The organism is Luteibacter sp. HA06 (assembly GCF_054061215.1).
In genome coordinates this window covers 4,352,108-4,373,861 of sequence record NZ_JBSSDZ010000001.1, presented here as the reverse complement: position 1 = coordinate 4,373,861, position 21,754 = coordinate 4,352,108, and the positions used below count along the sequence as shown (strand labels likewise).

The following is a 21,754-nucleotide window of genomic DNA, read 5'->3' as shown; positions in this document are numbered from 1 at the left end:
GAGCCGCGCGTGGCAATCTGAGCACGGGACTGTCTCACCGACTGCGACTGCGACTGCGACTGCGTCCGCCCGGTCCATCGGCAACCCCAAGAACTCGACTTCACCCGCACGCAATCCTATGCTCAGCCTCAAGCCCCCAGGAACGGCGGGCATAGGGAGGATCCATGAGCAAACCGATCGCTCGCACCCTCAGCCGCCACGCCCGTTGGCCGGCACTGGCCCTCGCGGCCTTTATCGTCACTCCCATCCTGGCCAACGACTCCCCCATCCTTCCCCAGATGCAAGCCATCGACGTAAGCAGTCGCGTGGCCCGCCAGGTTCCCGGAGTGACTGATCTGGTCATTACCCCCATGCCCTACGAGGCCGGCAACCATCGATGGGTAACCCTATTCAAGCCGAATACGGGGGATGGATTCATCGTCATACTGGACGAGACCACCGGCGACATCTGTGCCCTGTTTGAACATCAGGACAAATGCGCCGCCAAGGGCAGCGCCACCGAAGAGATCGCGAAGGCCAGGGCCGTCGTCAAGGCAAGCGAAGACGCAAAGCTGCATCCGCCGCCGGATCTCGAAGACCTCTGGCTCACGCTCCTGCTCAAGATGGCTCCGAGCACGACGCCTTCACCGGGAAGCCAGGCAAACATGTGGTATGTCAGCGTCAGCACCGGTGGTGACAACCCTGTCGATCTCCCGGCCACCGCTATTGCGAAGACGCAGATCTCCGGTATCACGATCCTTCCGGCAAGTGCCGCGCCAAGTGGCAGCATGAGCAACAGCGCCACGCAAGGGAACTATCACATCGGCATCGGCATCCCGCTAAAGCGTCCGGACGGTAACTACGACGTGACGTACGGCTGGTACTGCGGCGTGGTTTGCGGCAGCTCCGTGACGGCGGTGATGTCACACGACCAGTGGGGTTGGCATATCGTTTCGAGCCGGCGGAACTGGGTCTCCTGAAACACTCTTACGGAAGCATGCCATGCACAGAATCGGTGTTCTCTTCCTGCTAGCCACTTTGTCGATCAGTACGACGGCGGCCGACAGCCAGTCCAAGGCCTTCCCCGACGAAGCCACCCTGCGACAGCGACTAGGCATCGATCCACATTCAAAGCTCGTGTTGCGCGGACGAGACGGCTCACCCGTCGACATCAAGGCTTTTCTGGACTTCGCGAACGCCCCCGGTAGTGACATCAGCTTCATTCCCGATCAGGGCAGCGGCATCGTCACGCTGACCATGAGCCACTCGCCTACGAAGCCGACGAACAAGTGGGGCGATCTCATCGTCGGCGATCCACTACCCGCATTTACGTTGCCCTCAAGCGCGGGGCGCACGATCAGCTCGAACCACTTCGACCACGAACTCACCGTCGTCAATTTCTTCTTCTACGAGTGCACCGGATGCATCGCCGAGATTCCCGCTCTCAACGCATTCCACGCGGCGCATCCTGAGACCGGTGCGCTGGCGATCACTTACGACGCAAAGGAAGGTCTCGCCGCCTTCCGGAAGAAGTACGGCCTGCAGTGGGAAATCGTCACGGACGCTGTGTCCTTCTTCGACAAGGCCAACATCGCGATGTATCCAACGCTTGGCATCGTAGATCGAAATGGTCGTCTGCTCGACCTGCAGGGTAGCTGGACGTTGCATCCCGCCGGACGGAAGCTGGAGGCAGAGGACTTGGCGCGTTGGGTCGCCAGTGTGAGGGTTCGGCGGGGGACTCGGTCGAGATGAGTAGCAGTTTGCCAAGGATGCGAAGGATCAGTCGGCGCGCGTTAGTTTGAATTGGGCGTTCTGATGCGGTCATGTCGCCATCTAAGCCGGTCGGCGTGATTCGTCGATCGGCGGCTTGGCTGCTGATACTTTGATGAGGAAGAATCGAATGGAGCTTGGGAAAATCATCGCGTCGCTAAGCTTTTCTCTGCGCCGGTTCGAGCGCGAGCAAGGCCTCAAGCCCTCATTGGTCAAGACGAATGCGCTATGAAGCCGGAAAAGATGTTTGCATGTGCGACCTTGTCGAGGTCGATAACGGTCAGACCTGCCAGGTCGTCGGGTTGGCGGACGAGGCTCAGTTCCTCCCCGGCCTGGAGGAGGCGCGCCTACGAGCGTCGCCCGGTTGCGCATTGGTCAGATCAAGTGACGGAGCGCTCCATTGGCGGCCATTTCCCGGTTCCCAAATGGTCTTTCTTCGTAGTTCATCTCCTCCGGACGAAGGATTGCAACGCGACGCCGCTGTCCCGGGAATGGACTACGGTCCTGTCCCTCCGCCTCTCGATCACTATTTCTCTCTTGAACGAGTGGAGGTGGGTGACGAGGTAAGGACCTCTACCGATTCCGTCGGAAGAATCGTCGCCGTGATCTCCAGGCATGAGTACGATGCCTCGATCGATAAAGCGGAGTGGGAATATCTTCGGCACGGATTTCTATGTGCGTCAGACCTTTCAGGAAGTCTGACGTGGTACGAGGAAGCAGACGAGGATTTGGAGCTGCTACATCGTCGTGTCTCCGACGCCAGTTGATTTCGATATCAGGGTGCAGCGACGTTAGCCGCCGCTCTGATCCTTTTTGCGTTGCAGCGTGCGTCTCCGTGCTGACGAGGATAGTGTTTGCCAGCTCGGTTTAGATCGATCTAAACCGATGCAGGAGCACCTCATACACCATCCAACGGAGCAGGTAATGAGTCCCAAGTCTCGTTTTAAGCGCACGCACATCGCAGCTGCATGGCTTCTCTCGATTGCTGGCCTGGCCGCCTCCTCGGCCGCCCTTGCCGACACCACCGGCTACATAGGCATTTTCGGTGGCGGCCCGATCTACAAGAACGCCAACAACAACATCACCGAACTCAGCCAGTCGGGCTTTACCGAAGTCATCGTATGGAGCGTCGAGGTCAAGTCGAACGGCGACCTCAACCTCAACGGTGAATTCCCCATCGTTTCCAACGGTGCCTACATCGGCAACCAGACCTACCCGAACTTCGTCTCCAACCTTGCCAAGCTGAAGACGGCAGGCGTCAAGCGCATCACCTTCAGCATTGGCTCCTCGAACTTCGGCGACTTCCAGGACATCAAGGCACTCGTCAACAGCACGGCCACCGGTGGTGGCACGGGCACGACGAGCACGCTCTACAAGAATTTCCAGGCGCTGAAGAAAGCCATCCCGTCGATCGATGCGATCGACCTGGATGACGAGAACGGCTACGACGCCGCATCGACGGTGGCGTTCTCCGTGATGCTCGGCAAGCTCGGCTACCACGTTATGCCGGATGCCTACACGAATGCTTCGTACTGGACCTCCGTGGTCAAGCAGATCAACACCCAGCGCGCCGGTACGGTCGATGGCGTGCATCTGCAGGCGTACGCAGGCGGCTCGGGTAACAACCCGTGTTCGGGTTGGGACTTCGGTGGGGTTCCCGTCTATCCCGGTCTCGGTGATACGGCGAACGGCGGGGGCTTGCCGCCCGTCGCCGAAAGCACGGTCGCTGGCTGGACGGACCAGTGCAACATCACCGGCGCCTTCCTCTGGCTGTATGACGACGTGGCCGGGAAGACGTACAACGGTAAGACGATGTCGGCCGCGTACGCCGGTGCGATCGATACGGGTCTGACGCAGTAAGTGTTCTTGAGGGCGCACAGCCTCACGGGCTGTGCGCCCTCCGGTTGTCATGCGGCGGTCATGGACCTGCCTTGCAAAGCACACAGGACCTACCGCACTATCCGGCGACAACTTGCATGGAGTCTCTTCGTGTTCAGACGGAACCTGATTGCCCTCGCGCTTTCCCTGTGCCTGACGTCCGCCGCGGCCATCGCCGCCGATCAGAACGGATCTGCCTCTCCCCGAGAGGCGCTGATCACCTCCCTCAATCACGCCCTGAGCGTCGCTGACCTCGACGGGCTGACCGCGCGCTACGGCAGTAAAGATCCCGTGGAGCACGCGCTGGCCGCGATGGCGATCGAGCGGGTCCACGGCAACTTCGAACAGTCCAGCAACATCGGGCGGACCTGCGAGTCCAGCCTCAAGACCTCCGAGCCTTTCGTGGCGCACTACTGCGCCCGCTTCGTCGCGGCCAACCTTCGCCTGATGGGCGAGCGGCAGAAGGCGGCGACGGAAGAGAAGCGGATCGCAGAGGCATACAGGACGGTGCTGCCGAGCAGCGTCATCAACAATCCGGATCTCACCCAGGCAGCGCTCTATGAGACGTTGCCCATCACCACGGCGAACGTCCCCGAAGGGATCACCACGATCCCCCTGAAGAAGAGCGTCGGCCGTTCGAGCATGGTGGACGTGACGGTTAACGGTAAGTCGCAGCTGATGAAGCTGGGGACGGGTGCTTACACCATCCTCGGCGAGGACACGGCTAAGGATCTGGGCGTCAAGGTCCTGCTCGAGAAGGACGGCAGCATCCACGGGCCGGTCGGTGTGGCGACGGACAAGAAGCTCGGTTTCATCGAGAAGCTGAAGATCGGCAACATCGAGCTCGACAACGTGCCGGTGTCGCTCGTGCATGACGAGAAGCTCAACCTGTTGGGCATTGACGTGCTGCAACGGCTGGGCTCGTTGCAGGTCCAGCGCGACGCGCTTATTGTCTACGGCGCCAACGCCGCCCAGCCGGCTTGCGAGACGCCGCTGCTGGTGAGCACCAACTTCTGGGGTGGCGTGCCCCGTGTGCTGGCGCAGATCACCGTCGACGGTGTCCCGGAGAACGCGCTGTTCGACACCGGCACGACGCTCTACCTCACGTCCAACCAGCCGGCCACACAGGGTCCTCTGGAGGCTGGCGGTCAGCTCCGCCTTAAGGTGGTCAACAACGGCAGCCAAGCCGTGCGCTTCTCCCGCACCACGTCCAATGTCGACATGGCAGGCAAGCATTACCAGCTCACCTACGCGACCATGGAAGACATTCGGGTGAACCAGAAGTACATCCTGGGCGAGGGTGCGCTGCAGGATGTGAATCTGTTCGTGGACTTCAAGAAGCGCGTGAGCTGTTTGTTGCCGCGGTTTCCTGAGAAGTAAGCGTCAGCGACGGTCAGGCGCTCTCTTGAAGCCTGCCATTGGGCAGGTCAGCGAGTCGCGGATCGCTTGGCTTCATCGTGTTGAGTGTGACAGTCCTGACCATCAAGGCCAGAAGCCGACCTGCAAAGATCGGTAGATACCAGGCGCCCCGGCTGGCGCGGCCGAAGTGAAGGAGGCGGGTCCGGCTCAGGATGTAGCCGTGCCTGGCAGCTTCCTTGAAATGCTGGTTTGCTTTCAGCTCGTCCTGCACGACGCCGAGGCCTCGCCGGTGGAGTTCACCGAGCAACTGATGTGCTGCTGCGCTGCCTCGTTCGGCGGTAGCCTCGAGATGGGGGACGGCTGCTGCGGGATCGTTCCGTGAGACAAGAAGCCTCGCGGCGTACATCACGTCTGCTTCCTTGCCGGACACCGCGAGCCGGATCGCCCATTCGAGCATCTTTCCTTCGTTGCCGAGATCGAAGTAACGCGACATCGAAAAGCGCTGAAAGGTTTCGAGAGACGACAGCGGCGGAGATGCGGTGAGGGCGAGGGCTTCTTCATGAAGGCCGTCCCGCCACATGGCAATGACACACTCCATGCAGTCGGCGAGCGCGTCCTGGTTGCCCTGTTGGACGGACTTCAAGTACCACGATCCCGCGACGACGAAGTCATTGCGTATGGTGTAAATCAATCCGATATAGCGCTGCCCAAGCGGGTCGTCCCTGAGCGTCGAGCTAAGAAGGAAAGCGAGTGAGCCTGCGATGTCCTCGGCATCCTCGAACTTGGCCAGGGTGCCCCAGAGATCGTCTCTGCCGTTGGTCGTGCCGACGCCGTTCTTGCTCATTGCTGTCCCTAGCCTCCCTGTCCAAGTCTCGACTACTGTCCACTCGGGCTGAGGGATTCCTCGGCTCCGCTCGACTCAGCGGGATGCTAGCAATGCGATATGGGGATTTATGTAGGGCTTTTCCTACAATGCGCCTTTGATCGTGCTGCATCTTCGGCAAGATGGGCCGCGCTCCGCAATAAGTTGCGAATGGCCTCAATGGAGATTTGGATCTATGCCCGCCGCGCAACTGATGTTTCTCGCTGTCGGATATGCCTACATACAGTACTTCCTCGCCCGCGGTGCGATCTCCCGGATCATGGATGCCGATCCGTCATTCGCGGGGAGGTGGCCGAGGCCCGGCTGGCTTGCGAACCCAAGAAACTCTGCCGCGACCCTGTACATCATGTTCAACATGAACTTACCTAAAAACGATTACCCGGGGGCGCATCAGGACAAGGGCGTCGCTGCCCGCTACCTGGTTAGCTACGACTGGCCCGTGGCGGCCGAGACGGCGAAAATCCTGGCGCGGTTGCAGGGGATCGTCGGCCAGTTGGGGCTTGTGGACCTGCCCGTTCTTGCTGCGGCTTATGGAAAGAAGAAGCCGACCGCCGTCGATTTATTCAAGATCGAGGATCTCTCGATCATCGAGGCGGTGGAGACGGTCGACGACCGTGGCAATGCCAGCGGCTTAGGTAGCCTCTTCTACAGTTACAGCAAGGGCATGGACATGGCCGTGCTGAGCATCGCCATTCCAAATCATCACTTACGGCCGGGCTTGATCGAGGGCGTGATCCGAACCTTGCACGAGGTCGACGGTATCGGCTACACCATCGCCTTCGACGCCATCCTTGGGAGGAGGGCGTTGTACTATGCGCTTGGCATCACCTTTGGCGAAGTCAGAACCCACTACGAGGACATGCTGGCACACGAGCTAGGAAGATTCTTCTTCCAAAGGACGCGTAAGCATCGGGATGATCGTGCATATACCCGCGATAAGATTCGAAACGTCTACCCGGTGAACGTATTGAACGCTCTCCAGAAGCGGATCATGCAAGACGTAATGGGGCTGCACGACGAGAGGTTCGCACGCCTCGACGACGACAGGCATTTGCTGGTTCTGGAAGATGCAGAGGTGTTAGGTTCTCGCGAAGCGTTGGTCGGGTCTGACTTCTTGATTTAAGTTTGGCCATACCCCGACTCCTGGCTGCGTCCGGCGGACGGAAGTGGTACCAATACTCATGCGGCGACGAGCGCTTGCATGAAAGGCACTGGGTCATGGTCCAGAAATGGCCGCAACCGGGGCAGCAGCCGGCGGTCTATTCAGGGGCCGACGATGCCGCCGTCTTCCTTGGTGAATGGGCCGGGCAAGGGCGGTAGGATCTCCAGCACGACTTCCGACGGCCGGGCCATACGCGTGCCCTTGTCCGTCACGACGAACGGGCGCTCGATCAGGATGGGGTTGGCAAGCATGGCGTCGATAATCGCCTCATCGGTGACCGACGGATCTTTCAAACCCAATTCGCTGAACAGCGCTTCCTTCTGCCGCGCGGCCCCGCGCGGGGTCAGGCCGGCGTCCTTGATCAGCCGCAGCAGGGTGGCCTTGTCCGGCGGGGTCTTCAGATATTCGATGATGGTCGGCTCGATACCAGCGTGGCGAAGGATAGCCAGCGTGTTGCGCGAGGTGCCGCACCGGGGGTTGTGGTAGATCATCGCCTTCATCGGTAGTCCATGTGGCAGTAGACGCGCCATGGTACAGGCGGCGATGCTGTGCGGCATTTCACCCACATCGCGAGTCATCCATGCTCCCAGTTCCTCGTAAGTTTTCGCGGATCGCCGCCGCTGTGACCCTGGCGCTTGCCGCCGGCGCGGCCGGTGCCCAGCAACTGCCCACCGACCAGGTACCGCCCCCCCAGGACACGCCCTACGCCGGCACGGTATCGCTCCACGTCGATGCCCACGACACGGTGCAGGGCATCTTCCGTGTCCATGAAACCCTGCCGGTGAAGGCGGGCGCGTTGACCCTGCTTTACCCGCAGTGGATCCCCGGCGACCACTCGCCGACCGGTCCGATCGCGATGCTCGCTGGCCTCAAGTTCAGCGCCAACGGTAAGCCGCTGGCGTGGAAGCGCGACGAGTACAACGTCTACGCCTTCCACGTCGACGTGCCGGCGGATGTCACCTCGATCGATGCGGACTTCCAGTACCTGTCCGAGCGTGCGGATGAAGCGGACTTCGAGATCACCGATCGCATGATGTCGATGGAATGGAGCAAGGTGGCGCTCTATCCGGCCGGCTACTACACGCACGGCATCACCTTCGCCTCCAGCGTTACGCTGCCGCATGGCTGGCAGCTGGGCACCGCGCTGGAGACGGCATCACAGTCAGGCGACACCACGAACTTCAAGCCGGTGAGCTTCGAGAACCTGGTCGACTCGCCGGTGTATGCCGGCCAGTACTTCAAGCGCGTCGCGCTGAACCCGGGCGACAAGGCGCCGGTGTTCATGGACGTCGTTGCCGATGAGCCGAAGTACCTGGAGATGACGCCGGAGCAGTTGACGGTGCACCGCAACCTGGTCACCCAGGCGACGAAGCTGTTCGGCTCGCATCACTACGACCACTACGACTTCCTGTTCTCGTTGTCGGACCAACTGGCGGGTAACGGCACCGAGCATCACCAGTCCAGCGAAGATGGCCTGGGCGCGGATTACTTCACGGCGTGGAAAGAGAATGCCTCCGACCGCGACCTGCTGGCGCATGAGTACACGCATTCCTGGAACGGCAAGTTCCGTCGCCCGGCCGACCTGTGGACGCCGAACTTCAACGTCACCATGGGCGATTCGCTGCTGTGGGTGTACGAAGGCCAGACGCAGTACTGGGGCTTCGTGCTGACCGCGCGTGCCGGCATGTGGACGCCGCAGGAGTTCCGCGATGGCCTGGCCATGGTCGCGGCGAATTACGATCGTAACCGCCAGGGCTTCCAGTGGCGCACGCTGGAAGACACGACCAACGACCCGACTGTCGCCCGTCGTTCACCGCTGCCGTATCGCAGCTGGCAGATGAGCGAGGACTACTACAGCGGTGGCCAGCTGATGTGGCTGACCGTCGACGCCAAGCTGCGCAGCCTGACGCACGACAAGCAGTCGCTCGACACGTTTGCGAGCGCGTTCTTCGGTGTCGAGAATGGCAGCTATGTGCCGAAGACTTACACGTTCGACGATGTCGTTGCTGCGTTGAACGGCGTCGCCAAGTACGACTGGGCGAGCTTCCTGAAGGAGCATGCGTATTCCTTGAATCCGCCGCTGCAGGAAGGCCTCGCAGCCGCCGGCTGGAAGCTGGTCTATGACGACAAGGAAAGCGATTACCAGAAGGCGTACGACGGCCGTCCCGAATCGTCGCGTCACATGTTGAACTTCACCTTCTCGATCGGCCTGACCCTGACCAGCGGCGGCAAGGTGAACGACGTGCGTTGGGATGGTCCGGCGTTCAAGGGCGGTATCAGCACTGGCGCCACCATCATTGCGGTGAACGGCACGGCGTATTCGAAGGACGTTTTGAACGACGCGATCATCGCGGCCAAGGGCAGCAAGGCACCGATCGAGTTCACGGTGAAGTACCAGGGTCGCGTCCGTACCATTCCCGTGGATTATCACGGTGGTTTGCAGTATCCGCATCTGGTGCGGGTTGAAGGGACGCCTGATTATCTGAGCGAGATTATTGCTGCGAAGAAGTAAGGTTTAGTGATCGATTTCGACTGAGTAGTGCCGCCGCCTGGAGCCATCGGGTGGCGGCATTGCTGCATCGGAGATCCACCCTCTAGGAGTCGTCGTGAGTGAGGAACTGACTAAGGAAGATTGGTTCGAGAACGAACTGTTCTATTTCCACAAAGCGCTTCAGGTCCTTGCCATGGAGGCTGAGGAGCAATGCGAGGTGATGGGTGACTACAACACCGCGTGGGAAATACTCCACGACATATCAGGGCCAATTCCCTTCATGGTGAAGAACCCGGTATCCCACCTGACAGAGGGACAGTCGGCTGCTCTGGTTCGACTGGCCGACGCGATGAACGAAATCCCCCAGGAAGGTCTTTTCCCTGAAGGTTTCAGCCCGACCACTCACGAAGCTTGCGTCGCGGCCATGAAGCATCCTTCATGGGTGACTGTGAGGAACCAGGCAGGGGAGTTGTTGAAGGTGCTCGAACCGGCGATGCAGCGGAATGCGGATTACTTCGCTCAGCGAGCCAGCTTCCGAACGACGCTGCACGTGGCGACAGTCTTCTTCGCACAAGACGCGAGCATGCCGCGCAAATCCGCCGCCATCTCCGCCAGCGCGTTCTGCTTCGCTTCGATCTGTTCGAGATGCGTCTGGACGATCCCGTCGACCGCTGCGCATGACTCGTCACGCCTGGTACTCAATCCAAGAAGGCTGCGCGTCTCCTCAAGGCTGAAGCCCAGGTGCCGGCAGCGCATGATGAAGTCCAGGCGGGCGACATCGTCGGCTCCGTACTGACGATACGTCCCAAGGCGCGGCGGCTCAGGTAGTAAGGCAATCCGTTCGTAATACCGGATCGTTTCCAGGTTGCACCCGGTGGCGGCGGCCAGTTCGCTGATGCGCATGGGTTGACTCCGTAGTAACTACGGACCCGATTCTAGGCCTTTCCTGGCTGGACCTCCGCGTATGGGCTGCTGTGACCACGATAGCTGCGAGGCCCGTTCCCTGGCCGATACCGCGGCGCACCGCCGGGTGCTCTGGATCGTGCTGGCGATCAACCTGGTGATCTTCGGCGGTGAGTTCGGTGTGGGCTGGGTGGCCTGCTCCAGCGCGGTGCAAGGCGACTCTCTCGATAGCCTGGGTGATGCACTGGTGTACGGCATCAGCCTGCTGGTGGTGGGGCGCTCCCTCCGCGCCCGGGCTTCTTCCGCTTTGACGAAGGGTGCGCTGCAAGTAGCGTTCGCCATCGTGGTGATGGCTGAAGTGGTGTATCGCCTGTCGCACGGCGTGCCGCCGGTGACCGGCCTGATGAGTCTGGCTGCCGCAGGCGCGCTTGTTCTCAACGGTACGTGCCTGGCGCTGCTGACGCGCTATCGCGCCGACGACATCAACATGCGCTCGGTCTGGCAGTGCTCGCGTAACGACGTGATCGGGAATGCAGGCGTGCTGGTTACGAGTGGGCTGATCGCCTGGACGGGATGGTGGTGGCTGGATCTGATCTTTGGGGCGGCGTTGGCCGGGTTATTCCTACAGACGGGGGTCTCGGTTATCCGGGCCGCGGCGCCGCTCGTAAGAACATCGGCCGCCTAGCCTCTCGCGACGTTGATGGCATCGAAGAACGACGCCACCGACTGCGTCCGCCGCCGTTCCTTCAGGCAACACACCTGGATATGCGTCACCACCGGCTCGCCCTCGATCGGCAGCGGGACAAGTCGCTCGTCCGGGACGTACTCCGACTTTGATACGGTGCCTGCGCCCAAGCGGCGTATCACTGCCTCGCGCAATGCCTCGCGACTGCCGATCTCCATCGCCACGGTAGCGGCCAGGCCGCGTTCGCGTAGTGCTGCCTCCAGTGCCAGTCGAGTCGTCGATCCGGGCTCGCGTACGAGCAGCGGCTCGGAGCTCAACTCGTCGAGACTGACGGCCTCGCGCTTCGCCCAGCGATGCTCGCGGTGCACGAAGACGATCACGGGATACGTCGCATACGGCTGCATGTGATACCGCGCATCGACCGAGCCCCTGGCGATGACACCCACATCGCAAAGATAGTGCTCCAGGTCGTGCAGCACCTTCTCGGAGTTTCCCAATGACATCGACAGGAACATCTGCGGATGTCGTGCGTGGTACTTGTCGATCATCTCCGTCACGTGGAAAGGGCTGACCGCGCCGATCCGCAGCGAGCCGCGCCGCATGGATCCACTGTCTTCCAGAAGCACGCGGCCGTCGTCTTCCAGGTCGACAATCTGTCGCGCAACACGCAGGAACTCGCTTCCCGTTGCCGTGAGATCGACCCGGCGACCGCGACGGTGGAACAGCTCCACGCCATGTTCTTCCTCCAGCGCCTGGATCTGCGAGGTCACCGTGGTCTGGCTGGTGTGCATGGCACGCGCGGCGGCGGTGAATCCCCCGTGCTGGACGACGGCGATGAAGCTGCGGAGCTGGGTGAGCGTCATGGCGAGCGGTCCGTGGGACGGGACGGGCCCATAGCGTGAATGATTCGTGTGACAGCTACCCACCGAAAAAACCGATGGATTGATCGGGATAGGGGGAGGGATTCGATCACTGGGGTGCAACGTGGCGTCTCTAACCTGCGGTCCATCATCCGCGGAATAGCGACCCCGTCCCTCATGTCATCGGTTATCTCCACCTCCCAACCCTCCCGCGGCAGCTACCCGGGGCCGCTCACCACCGCCATCTTCGACTGGGCGGGCACCGTCCTCGATTTTGGCTGCATGGCGCCGGTGGACGCGTTCCGCCAGGTGTTCGACGCTGCCGGCGTGCCGATCTCCATCGCGGAGGCCCGCCAGCCCATGGGTGCGGCCAAGCGCGAGCACATCGGCATGATCCTGGCCATGAGCGTGGTGGAAGGACGCTGGCGCACGGCAAAGGGCGCCCTGCCGACCGAAGCCGACCTTGACCAGCTCTATGCCGCCTTCCTGAGCGTGGATGCCGCCAACGTGGAGCGCCACAGTGCGCTCATCCCCGGTGCCCTCGAGACAATCACGGCGCTTCGTTCGCGTGGCATGCGCATCGGCAGCACCACGGGCTACCCGCGCGAGGTCATGGTTAACCTCGCGCCGCTGGCTAAGGCGCAGGGGTATGAGCCGGACCACACCTGCACGGTCAGCGATGTGCCGCGTGGGCGCCCGGCACCGGACATGTGCCTGGTCAACGCCCTGGCGCTCGAAGCGCCGGACGTGCGCGCCTGCGTGGTCGTCGATGACAGCCCGAGTGGTCTGCTCTCTGCACGTGCCGCCGGCATGTGGGCGGTGGGCATCTCAGTGAGTGGCAACGAGATCGGCTTATCGCTGGACGACTGGCGCGCACTGCATGCGGCGCAGCAGCAGGAGCGGCTGGCGGTGGCGCGGCAGCATCTGGAAGCGGCGGGCGCACACTTTGTCATCGACAGCATCGCGGACCTGATGCCGGTGATCGATGCCATCGAAGCGCGCCTTGCCGATGGGGTGGCGCCATGAAGGACTGGTCGTTTCACAACCCTGTGCGGGTGCACTTCGGTGTGGATTCGCTCGACACGATAGGTCGCCTTTTGCACGGGCGTAGTTACGCGCTGGTGACCTATGCCGACGAGACGTTTAAAGGCTTCGCGCGCCGTATCGAAGCCCAGGCCGGGTCGGCCCTGACGATTATCGATGCCATCGAACCCAATCCGACGCTGACGATGCTGCAGACCGTCTGCGCGCAGCTGGAGGCGCTGCCCATCAAGCCTGACGTGCTCGTCGCGCTGGGTGGTGGTTCGGTCATGGACTCTGCCAAGGTGTTGGCGACCGGGCACGGGCGCTGGCAGCCCGTGATCGAAGCACTCAGCAACCCGGGTGCCGTGACGCCGCGCGCCTTGCCGATCATCGCCATTCCCACGACATCGGGGACAGGCAGCGAAGTGACGTGCTGGGCCACGGTGTGGGATCCGGAGCACGACCGGAAGCTGTCGCTTTCACGCGACGATCTGTATCCCGAAGCCGTGGTGGTCGATCCTCGCCTGGTCGCCGGGCTGCCGCGCCACGTGACGATCGCCAGCGGTCTCGATGCGCTTTCCCATGCGCTGGAAAGCCTGTGGAACGTCCACGCGAGCCCGATCACACGCAGCCTCGCCGTGCAGGCAGCGAAGGAGATCATGCGCGGCCTTGCACGCCTGAACGGTGACCTGAGCGATCTCGACGCACGCACACTGATGGCCCTGGGCTCGCTTCGCGCTGGTCTGGCGTTCTCTAACACACGCACCGCACTGGCCCACAACATCTCCTACCCGATCACGCTGCGCCAGGGTATTGCGCATGGCATCGCCTGCTCGTTCTGCCTGCCGGACGTGATGACGGCGGCGATCGGTGCGGACGCGGCGTGCGACGCCGCGCTGGAGGACATTTTCGGCGACCTGCGCAGCGCTCCGCAGACACTGCGCATCTTCCTGGATGGCCTGGGGGTGTCGTCAGACCCGCGCGACTACGGCATGGATCCCGTGCAGTGGCGCGAAGTCGTGGCGGATGCGTTCGACGGAGTGCGCGGTCGCAATTTCATCGGCGCGATCGAGCGCTTTCCGTTCCGGGACGTGGTCGACGTACCGGGTAGCCACGTGATGGGGACTTCCCTATGAAAGCGCAACAGACGATCCAGACCGACGCACTCACCCGCCTCGACGAGATGCCGTGGACGCGCTTCCATACCATCCTGACGATTGCGCTTGGCGTGGGTTGGGCGCTCGATTCGTTCGAAACGAACATCATCGGAAGTGTGTTCGGCGTGCTCAAGGCACAGTGGCACCTGTCGTCGACGCAGGGCTCGCTTGCCGTGAGCCTCTGGGTGATCGGCATGCTGATTGGCGCCATCGGCTTCGGGTATCTGGCGGATCGCTACGGGCGTAAGCGGCTCTTTCTCGGCACCCTGCTTTGGTACGCGGTGTTCAGCACCGGCACGGTGTTCTCCTGGAACTACGAGTCCTTCCTGTTCTTCCGCGTGATGACGGCACTGGCGGTCGGCGGCGAGTATTCCGCAGTCACAGCGACCATGGGCGAGTTCATTCCGAAGCGGCATCGTGGACGAACGGATGCCATGATTCTCTCGGGCTTCCCGCTGGGTGCGTTGACTTCGGCAGCGGTGACCTTGCTTCTTCTCAACCAGTTGCCCGGCAATATCGCCTGGCGAGTGGGTTTCGGTTTGGGGACGACGCTTGCGCTGATGTTCTTCTGGATTCGTCGGGTGATTCCGGAGTCACCGCGCTGGTTGCTCCAGCAGGGCCGTATCGCGGAAACGGAAGCCATCGTCGACCGCATCGCTGCGAGTGCCGAGCGCGCCGGCACGTCAGAACAGCACCGTTTGCAGGCACGCAAGCGCTATCGGTCCGTGCCGTTCACGCCGACGACGCCAGCCTTTCTGCGCAACATTCGCGAATTGTTCGGTCAGTATCGACTGCGCTGCGGCCTCGCCAGTGCGCTGAACTTCTCGCAGGCCGCCGTGGTGTATGGCGTGCTGTCACTGATGGCGCTGGTGATCCTTCCGTACATGAAGGTGCCTGCCGATCACATGCCGATCTACTACGTGTATGGCAATGCTGCGGCTTTGCTTGGTGGCCTCACGGCATCGTGGGCGGTCGAGGCTTGGGGACGCCGGTGGTCGTTGCTGGTCAGCTACAGCTTCACGGCGCTGGCGATCGTCCCGCTCTATGTATTGCATACGCTGCCCGGCATGGTTGCCGCCTACTGCATGATCCAGTTCGGCGTGACCTGGGCTTATATCTCCGGCTACGTCATTTCCTCGGAAGTGCTGCCAACCCGCATGCGTGCCACGGGACTGGGCATCTCCGTCGCCGTCGGCCGGGTAGGCGCGATGATCGCGCCGTTGATGCTGACCTACGCGTACCAGATGTCGGGTGAGCCTTCCTCGGCACTGATCGTTTTGATCACGCTGGCCTTGCCGGGCCCGATTGCCGCGGCACTGTGGTGGCGCCTGGGTCGCGAGACCCGGAACGTCTCGCTGGAAGAGGGCAGTGTGGAATCGCTGCACGTCCGTGAGGCCGCGACACGCGGCCAGCCTTACGGCTCGCTCTCGCACACGCACACGCACTGAGTTCATCCCACGGGTTTCGCTCCGGCGCCTCGCCTTGCGGCGCGCCACGGGAAGGGCTTGCCCGAATCCAGCATTTCCAAACATTCGCAACGTTCGATGGGGGCTACAACGTGGCACGACACAACACTTCGGCACACCGGAAGAGGCCCACTGCGGTTCTCGGTCTCGCCGCCCTGGCGATGGCCCAGGTTTCGTTTGCCGCCGACGGCGACAGTCTCACCTGGCAAGGCATCACGCTCTACGGCACGGTGGATATCGGCGTCGCGCATCAGAATCACGGCGCGCCGCTCAGCCAGGACATGTATACGGGCCTGGCGTACATGGTTACCAAGAACAGCAATCACGCGATCACGTCCGTCGCACCTAATGGGTTGAGTCAGTCAAAGCTCGGATTGAAGGGTGACGTTCCGCTGACCGATGGCCTTCGCTTCGTCTTTAACCTGGAATCGGGTTTCAATCCGGAATCCGGTCGCCTCTCCGATGCGTTGGGGGCGCTGGTGCACAACAATGGCAAGACGGCGGATGTACAAACGACGGGCGCCGATGGTTCGCGGGCAGGTCAGCTGTTCAATGGACCGGCGTTTGCGGGGCTGGCATCACCGACGTACGGCATCCTCACGTTCGGCCGGCACAATACCTTCCTGACGGACGCGGTGACGAAGTACGATCCGCTGGCCGCGTCGTATGCCTTCTCGGTACTCGGGGCCTCGGGTACGACGGCGGGCGGCGGCAACACGCAGGATGTACGCCTGGACGACTCGGTGAAGTACATCATCGCGTGGCGCAACCTGCATGCTGGCGCGCTGTATCAGTTCGGGCATAACGACACGAGCCCCGGCAGGGCAATCCAGCTCGATGCCGGCGCGCAGTTCGGTGCGGTCACGCTGGACGCCATCTATGCCTCGAAGAAGCAGGCGCTGCTCGCGGGATCGTTGTCGGCCGCGCAGCTGGCCACGCCGGGCGTGCCGCACGACTCACTGGCGGCGACGGTCTCCGATAACCATTCGTATGCATTGACCGCGGCCTATCGGCCGGGCGGCCGTTGGAATGTCATGGGCGGATTCGAGCGGATCACGTATGAGAATCCCTCGGCGCCACTGGCCGCCGGCTTCAGCTCGTTGGGTGGCTACTTCATCAGCTTCATCAACAACAACGCCTACGCCCACGAGAAGGTGCTGAAGGTGACGTGGGCCGGCACCAACGTCCGCCTGACCGATCAACTGACCCTGACCGGTGCCTGGTACCACTACGGCCAGGACAGCTTCGACGGCAAGGGCTGCTCCGATCGGTCGGCCAGCACCTGCAGCGGCACGCTCAACGCGGTGTCCGGCGTCCTCGATTATCGATTCGACAAACGCTTCGACGTGTACGGCGGCGTCATGTACTCGCATGTCGCGGATGGTATTGCGAATGGGTACCTGTTTACCTCGGTCGTCAATGTAATGACGGGTGTGCGCGTGCAGTTCTGATTCAATCACTGGAAGGGAGTGACCATGAAGAAGCTAATGTTGGATGGTGCGTGTCGTTCGACTATTACCGTTCGTCTGGCCAGTGCGACCTCAGCAACAAGAGGGCGGCGGACGTTGGTGGCCTGAAGACGGATTACGCGGGTAACCCGTATGACCACTACAGCCTTTCCCCGGCGGTGAACGCGCCTGATCCCATTCCCGGCAAGCGGCACGTTCTCGTCATCGGGATCGACGGCCTGCGGGGCGACGCCGTGCGGTGCACCGGCTGCGCCAATCCGCCTGCGCTCAATGCGCTCATGGACGGCGGGGCCTTCCACACCGATATGCTTGCCGGTGGACCCCAGGTCACCCTGAGTGGACCGGGCTGGGCGAGCAACTTCACGGGGTACTGGGCGGCAGATCATGGGGTGACCTCCAACGATGTCACCCAGGTGTTGAAGAAGCCGCATGTGTTCGACCTGATCAAGAAGGCGTATCCCACGGCCACGACGGCGGTCGTTGCGGACTGGGCGAACCTGACCCAGGGGCTGTTGCCAACGGGCGCTGATTTCGTCTCGCGTAATGACGCCAAGAATTCGCAGCAGGCGACCGACGTGGTCAAGGAGTGGCTCTCCTGGGACAACGCGCCGACGGCGATCTTCTACTACCTGCACAACGTGGATATCCACACCTGCTGCTACGACCCGCTGAATGCCGTGTACAAGCAGAAGATCCTGGACGAGGATGCGCAGATCGCCCAGGTGCTCGACGTGTTGGTACACCGCCCGGATTACGCGAATGAAGACTGGCTCGTCGTCGTCGCATCTGACCATGGTGGACTCAATGATAACCACGGTGGGCAGAGTGCGTCGGAGCGAGACGCGTTGTTCATCATCAACAACACGTATGGGAAGCCAGCTGGTGTTCCGTATTGCCGGGGTGACCTGACTAGCTATCCGCTGGTCCAGATCGACGGGGTAACGCCTCACGTGCTCGACTTCCTGGGGATTTCTAACCCGACGGCGGGAAAGAAGCTTGCGGCTTGTGGGGCTCATGCACCCTAAGTAGTTCTGCTTAGCGGGCCTCGGGGTTCTTGCCGATGCGCCCGCTGGCGACTTGCCCAATGCTCGAGGAGCATCCCTCTCCGGAGCCCGCCATGGCCGCGTCGCCGAAACAGCCGAACATCCTCTTCATCATGGCCGACGATATAGGCTGGTTCAACATCAGCTGCAACAACAACGGCGTCATGGGGTATCGCACCCCGAACATCGACAGGATCGCGAAGGAGGGCGCCAACTTCACCGATTTCTACGGGCAGCAGAGTTGCACGGCGGGGCGTGCTTCCTTCATCACCGGACAGTCGCCCATTCGTACCGGGTTGACCAAGGTCGGTACACCGGGCGCGACGCTGGGCCTTTCGGCCATGGATCCTTCGATTGCCGAGTTTCTGAAAGCATACGGATATGCGACGGGCCAGTTCGGCAAGAATCACCTTGGTGATCGCAATGAGTTCCTTCCGACCGTTCATGGCTTCGACGAGTTCTTCGGCAACCTCTATCACCTCAATGCGGAAGAGGAGCCGGAGTATCCGAACTATCCCAAGGACAAGGCTTTTCGCGAACGGTTCGGGCCGCGTGGGGTGCTCAAGTGCAAGGCAACGAGCAAGGACGATGCGACGGAGGACGGCAAGTTTGGCCGGGTAGGCAAGCAGGTCATCGAGAACACGGGGCCGCTCACGCGTAAGCGCATGGAAACGGTGGACGAAGAGTTCATCGACGCGGCGCTCGACTTCATCGACCGAAAGTCCAGCGAGGACGCGCCCTGGTTCTGTTACTTCAATCCCACCCGCATGCATGTCTTCACGCACCTCAAAGAATCCTCGGTGGGGAAGACCGGCCTGGGCCTGTATCCGGATGGCATGGTGGAACTGGACGGGTTCGTCGGGCAGCTCCTGGAGAGGCTGGACGAATTGGGCATTGCGGAAAACACCATCGTCGTCTTCACGACCGACAACGGCCGTCGTCTTCACGACCGACAACGGCGCCGAGGTGCTCTCATGGCCGGATGGTGGCGCGACACCGTTCCGTGGCGAGAAGGACACCAACTGGGAAGGCGGCTGGCGGATTCCGTGCGTCATGCGCTGGCCCGTTGTGATCGAACCGGGCAGGGTGGTCAACGACATCTGCGCCTTGCTGGACTTCATCCCCACCTTCGCGGCAGCGAACGGCGAGCCGGATCTGGTCGACAAGGTAAGGAAAGGCCACACGCTGGGCGAAAAGACCTTCAAGGTGCATCTGGATGGCGTCAACCTGTTGCCCTTCCTGTCCGGTAAGGAGAAGGAAGGGCCCCGCAAAGGCTTCCTGTACTGGGGCGACGACGGTGATCTGATGGCGTTACGCATGGGGCGCATGAAGATCGTCTTCGCCGAGCAGCGCGCCAAGGGTCTGGAGGTCTGGCGTGAGCCGCTGGTGACCTTGCGCATTCCGCGCATATTCGACCTTCGTGCCGATCCCTTCGAGCGTGGTGAGGAGAGCTTCAAGTACAACGACTGGTTCGTCGAGCAGGTGCCGTTCCAGTACGCCGCCCAGGCCGTGGTTCACGAATGGCTGGACAGCTTCAAGGCGTTTCCACCCCGCGCGAAGGCGGCGAGTTTCAGCATCGATCAGATTGTCGAGGCGTTGATGCCGAAGTCGTGACGATCCCCGGCACCGGCCCGACCATCCAGATCAGCCGTGCGTTCACGAGGGAAATCACGGTCGCGTCGGCCAGATGTCCCGTTCGGAGCCGCCACGCAATCGGTCGGAGGAAAAGGGTGGGGAGCAGTGGTCTTATCTTGTTCAAGGGTACGTGAACAAGGGATTGAGCTCGGATTCCAGCTATGGGTTATGGAAAAAAGGCGACGTAGATGTCGATCCCGAAAGGGTGGATCATTGGTCTGAAGAGAGCGCCAGGATTTGGTGCCAAGGCAACGGTTTATGCAACTGACGAGCTTATTTTCCCTTCTCTTGGTCGGTGCACCTGAATCGCCAGCTGAGGTAGTCGCATTGTGCAGCGTGGTTGCCAACCCGTCGCTTTATGCTCATCGACGCGTGGCCCTGATAGCCCGCGTCGAGAGCGACGGCATTCACGACATTGTCTTAGACGAGCCTGCCTGTACTGGCGCGCTTACCGTCGACGTATCCGGCACCGGATCTACCTTGGATCGCCTCAACGACGCGCTCTACAGTGGTGGTCCAGGCACCTCTGACAGGGTCATAGAGGCGCGCTGGACGGGCCGTCTGGATCCCTCAGGAGTAGTTCCAAGGCTGATTGTGGAGTCGATCGACAAAGTGACAGCCACTCCCATTCCCCCTGGTCACGAAAAGTGACGAGGAATCCATACAGCCACCGTCGGTAGGCTCCTTGCTTCTCATGGTCAATCGGGGGGTGCTTTGCCTACGCCGGCCAGGTACGACTGGACTCGCAACGCGTCGGCACCCACTTCGTGTGCCGCGGCGACGATGGTCGCCGCACTGACATTCAGCACAAGGCCCCACGCCATAACGTCGAAGGCGTCGTCGACCTCGATGCGGGTCGAGTGACCGGCGTATTCGTCAGCCACCAAAGTCTCCAGATAAGGGCGGGCGACCTTAGGCTGACCACTGTCGTGTCAAGACGTCATTGAGAGAGCCTGACGGACGCTACAACAATCGTGAAATTCGGTGGCAAGACTGCTGCGCGGCGGCGGGCCAGTCGCAGAAGTGGCATATTGCCCGGACGACTTATCCCTGCGGTGTCCGGCGGCGGACCTGCGTCTTCAGGAGAATTGGATGAAGTTCCCGGTAATCGCTTCACTGGTGGCATTCGTTCTCCCGTGTACGACGCCGGCGCACACCCAGTTACCTTCTCCGCCCCTGACGCTGCCGGTTGCATCGCCCAGCGGCAAACAGTTCACCATCCAGGCAGTCGTGGCCGGGACGAAGCGAACCTTCCTCTTCGACACGGGCGAGGGTCTGACCATGATTTCCCCGGGCCTCGCGAAAGACGCGAAGTGTGAGCCCTGGGGCAATGTCGTGGCCTTTCGCATGTTGGGCGAGCGCCTGGATACGCCCCGCTGCGACGATATCTCCTTCGAACTCAGTGGTCGCACTTTCGTGGCGCCGACCACCATCGTCTACGACCTGGCCAAGATCGACTCGAGCATGGCCGGGATAGATGGCGCTATCGGGCTGGATCTCTTCGCGGGGCAGGTCATCACGATCCGCTTCGCCACCCGGCAGGTCGTGGTGGAAAGTCCTGCGTCGGCAGCGCAGCGAATTCGTCAGGGGACGGAGGTGCCCATTCGTCTTTCCCGACCGAGCGAGGGCGCTGCACTCGACGTAAACATCGGCGTCGACACACCACGCGGCCGTGCCTGGATGGAGCTTGACTCGGGCAACGCGGGGCCGACGATTTTTGTATCGCCTGGCATCGCACCGCTTCTGGGTTTGCGTACCGATACGCGTGAGGCGCAGCCGGTGACGCTGCAGATGGCACCTGGTGTGGTCTTCACCGGCCGTGCCCGTGTGTTCCCGGACATGATCATGGACGGGAACATCGGCATGCAGTTCCTGGGCGATCGCGATCTGACGCTGGATCTGCGGCAGGGGCGTGCCTGGGTTGCAAAGCCGTCTGAAAAGGCTTGGGGTCCTGACCTTTAACAAACATTTTCTGAAATTTGAGAATTCTT

19 protein-coding genes and 2 pseudogenes are annotated in these 21,754 nt (G+C 61.7%); 16 read left to right on the top strand and 5 right to left on the bottom strand.

Going from position 1 to position 21,754, the window contains the following annotated elements; all coding sequences use genetic code 11:
- Positions 1–164 precede the first annotated feature (164 nt).
- The 4 genes from ACVWWJ_RS20260 to ACVWWJ_RS20245 all read left to right on the top strand — a co-directional run bounded on the left by ACVWWJ_RS20260 (position 165) and on the right by ACVWWJ_RS20245 (position 5,007).
- On the top strand, positions 165–959 hold the full coding sequence (locus ACVWWJ_RS20260; RefSeq protein ID WP_456969253.1) for a hypothetical protein: 795 nt from the start codon (positions 165–167) through the stop codon (positions 957–959).
- A gap of 22 nt (positions 960–981) precedes the next feature.
- On the top strand, positions 982–1,731 hold the full coding sequence (locus ACVWWJ_RS20255) for a TlpA family protein disulfide reductase (protein ID WP_456969252.1): 750 nt from the start codon (positions 982–984) through the stop codon (positions 1,729–1,731).
- A 942-nt stretch (positions 1,732–2,673) separates the two neighbouring features.
- Positions 2,674–3,609 (top strand): hypothetical protein, encoded by a 936-nt coding sequence (locus tag ACVWWJ_RS20250; protein WP_456969251.1) that lies wholly within the window; start codon positions 2,674–2,676, stop codon positions 3,607–3,609.
- Positions 3,610–3,738: 129 nt separating this feature from the next.
- Positions 3,739–5,007: a retroviral-like aspartic protease family protein gene (locus tag ACVWWJ_RS20245; protein WP_456969250.1), complete on the top strand. Its 1,269-nt coding sequence runs from the start codon at positions 3,739–3,741 to the stop codon at positions 5,005–5,007.
- Between the two features lie 13 nt (positions 5,008–5,020).
- On the opposite strand, the gene ACVWWJ_RS20240 is transcribed toward ACVWWJ_RS20245, so the two are convergent.
- Complete coding sequence (locus ACVWWJ_RS20240; protein WP_456969249.1) at positions 5,021–5,830, bottom strand: hypothetical protein; 810 nt, start codon at positions 5,828–5,830, stop codon at positions 5,021–5,023.
- Positions 5,831–6,044: 214 nt separating this feature from the next.
- On the opposite strand from ACVWWJ_RS20240, the gene ACVWWJ_RS20235 reads away from it, so the two are divergent.
- A complete protein-coding gene (locus ACVWWJ_RS20235; protein WP_456969248.1) occupies positions 6,045–6,992 on the top strand; it encodes a hypothetical protein in 948 nt (315 codons plus the stop codon).
- A 140-nt stretch (positions 6,993–7,132) separates the two neighbouring features.
- Here the strand turns inward: ACVWWJ_RS20235 and arsC are convergent, their stop codons facing one another.
- A complete protein-coding gene (arsC, locus tag ACVWWJ_RS20230; protein ID WP_456969247.1) occupies positions 7,133–7,531 on the bottom strand; it encodes an arsenate reductase (glutaredoxin) in 399 nt (132 codons plus the stop codon).
- Positions 7,532–7,611: 80 nt separating this feature from the next.
- Here arsC and ACVWWJ_RS20225 point away from each other — a divergent pair, with 80 nt between their 5' ends.
- Positions 7,612–9,543: a M61 family metallopeptidase gene (locus ACVWWJ_RS20225; RefSeq protein WP_159892099.1), complete on the top strand. Its 1,932-nt coding sequence runs from the start codon at positions 7,612–7,614 to the stop codon at positions 9,541–9,543.
- A 498-nt stretch (positions 9,544–10,041) separates the two neighbouring features.
- Here the strand turns inward: ACVWWJ_RS20225 and ACVWWJ_RS20220 are convergent, their stop codons facing one another.
- Positions 10,042–10,425 (bottom strand): MerR family transcriptional regulator, encoded by a 384-nt coding sequence (locus ACVWWJ_RS20220; RefSeq protein WP_456969246.1) that lies wholly within the window; start codon positions 10,423–10,425, stop codon positions 10,042–10,044.
- 61 nt (positions 10,426–10,486) lie between these two features.
- On the opposite strand from ACVWWJ_RS20220, the gene ACVWWJ_RS20215 reads away from it, so the two are divergent.
- On the top strand, positions 10,487–11,110 hold the full coding sequence (locus ACVWWJ_RS20215; RefSeq protein WP_456969245.1) for a cation transporter: 624 nt from the start codon (positions 10,487–10,489) through the stop codon (positions 11,108–11,110).
- Here the strand turns inward: ACVWWJ_RS20215 and ACVWWJ_RS20210 are convergent.
- Positions 11,107–11,973, bottom strand: coding sequence for a LysR substrate-binding domain-containing protein (locus tag ACVWWJ_RS20210; RefSeq protein ID WP_456969244.1), 867 nt, complete (start codon positions 11,971–11,973; stop codon positions 11,107–11,109). The two genes, ACVWWJ_RS20215 and ACVWWJ_RS20210, sit on opposite strands and share 4 nt — an antisense overlap.
- A 174-nt stretch (positions 11,974–12,147) precedes the next feature.
- On the opposite strand from ACVWWJ_RS20210, the gene phnX reads away from it, so the two are divergent.
- The 8 genes and pseudogenes from phnX to ACVWWJ_RS20170 all read left to right on the top strand — a co-directional run bounded on the left by phnX (position 12,148) and on the right by ACVWWJ_RS20170 (position 19,742).
- The gene (gene phnX / locus ACVWWJ_RS20205) at positions 12,148–12,996 is read left to right on the top strand and encodes a phosphonoacetaldehyde hydrolase (protein ID WP_456969243.1); all 849 of its coding nucleotides are present in this window, start codon (positions 12,148–12,150) and stop codon (positions 12,994–12,996) included.
- Positions 12,993–14,129 (top strand): iron-containing alcohol dehydrogenase PsrA, encoded by a 1,137-nt coding sequence (gene psrA, locus ACVWWJ_RS20200; RefSeq protein WP_456969242.1) that lies wholly within the window; start codon positions 12,993–12,995, stop codon positions 14,127–14,129. Before phnX ends, psrA begins: the two co-directional genes overlap by 4 nt.
- On the top strand, positions 14,126–15,598 hold the full coding sequence (locus tag ACVWWJ_RS20195) for an MFS transporter (RefSeq protein WP_456969241.1): 1,473 nt from the start codon (positions 14,126–14,128) through the stop codon (positions 15,596–15,598). The genes psrA and ACVWWJ_RS20195 overlap by 4 nt, the downstream gene beginning before the upstream one ends.
- Positions 15,599–15,708: 110 nt before the next feature.
- On the top strand, positions 15,709–17,067 hold the full coding sequence (locus ACVWWJ_RS20190; protein WP_456969240.1) for a porin: 1,359 nt from the start codon (positions 15,709–15,711) through the stop codon (positions 17,065–17,067).
- A 50-nt stretch (positions 17,068–17,117) separates the two neighbouring features.
- Positions 17,118–18,110, top strand: coding sequence for an alkaline phosphatase family protein (locus ACVWWJ_RS20185; RefSeq protein ID WP_456969239.1), 993 nt, complete (start codon positions 17,118–17,120; stop codon positions 18,108–18,110).
- 35 nt (positions 18,111–18,145) lie between these two features.
- Positions 18,146–19,066 (top strand): annotated as a pseudogene (locus ACVWWJ_RS20180) (sulfatase-like hydrolase/transferase); the annotation flags it as partial.
- Positions 18,960–19,205: pseudogene (locus ACVWWJ_RS20175) on the top strand (sulfatase-like hydrolase/transferase); the annotation flags it as partial. The pseudogenes ACVWWJ_RS20180 and ACVWWJ_RS20175, both read left to right, overlap by 107 nt.
- 129 nt (positions 19,206–19,334) lie before the next feature.
- Entirely contained in the window at positions 19,335–19,742 is a 408-nt protein-coding gene (locus ACVWWJ_RS20170; protein WP_456969770.1) for a hypothetical protein, read from the top strand.
- 719 nt (positions 19,743–20,461) lie between these two features.
- Here ACVWWJ_RS20170 and ACVWWJ_RS20165 read toward each other — a convergent pair.
- The gene (locus ACVWWJ_RS20165) at positions 20,462–20,647 is read right to left on the bottom strand and encodes a hypothetical protein (protein ID WP_456969238.1); all 186 of its coding nucleotides are present in this window, start codon (positions 20,645–20,647) and stop codon (positions 20,462–20,464) included.
- A gap of 208 nt (positions 20,648–20,855) precedes the next feature.
- Between ACVWWJ_RS20165 and ACVWWJ_RS20160 the strand changes: the two genes are divergently transcribed.
- On the top strand, positions 20,856–21,725 hold the full coding sequence (locus ACVWWJ_RS20160; RefSeq protein WP_456969237.1) for a hypothetical protein: 870 nt from the start codon (positions 20,856–20,858) through the stop codon (positions 21,723–21,725).
- Positions 21,726–21,754: the final 29 nt, after the last annotated feature.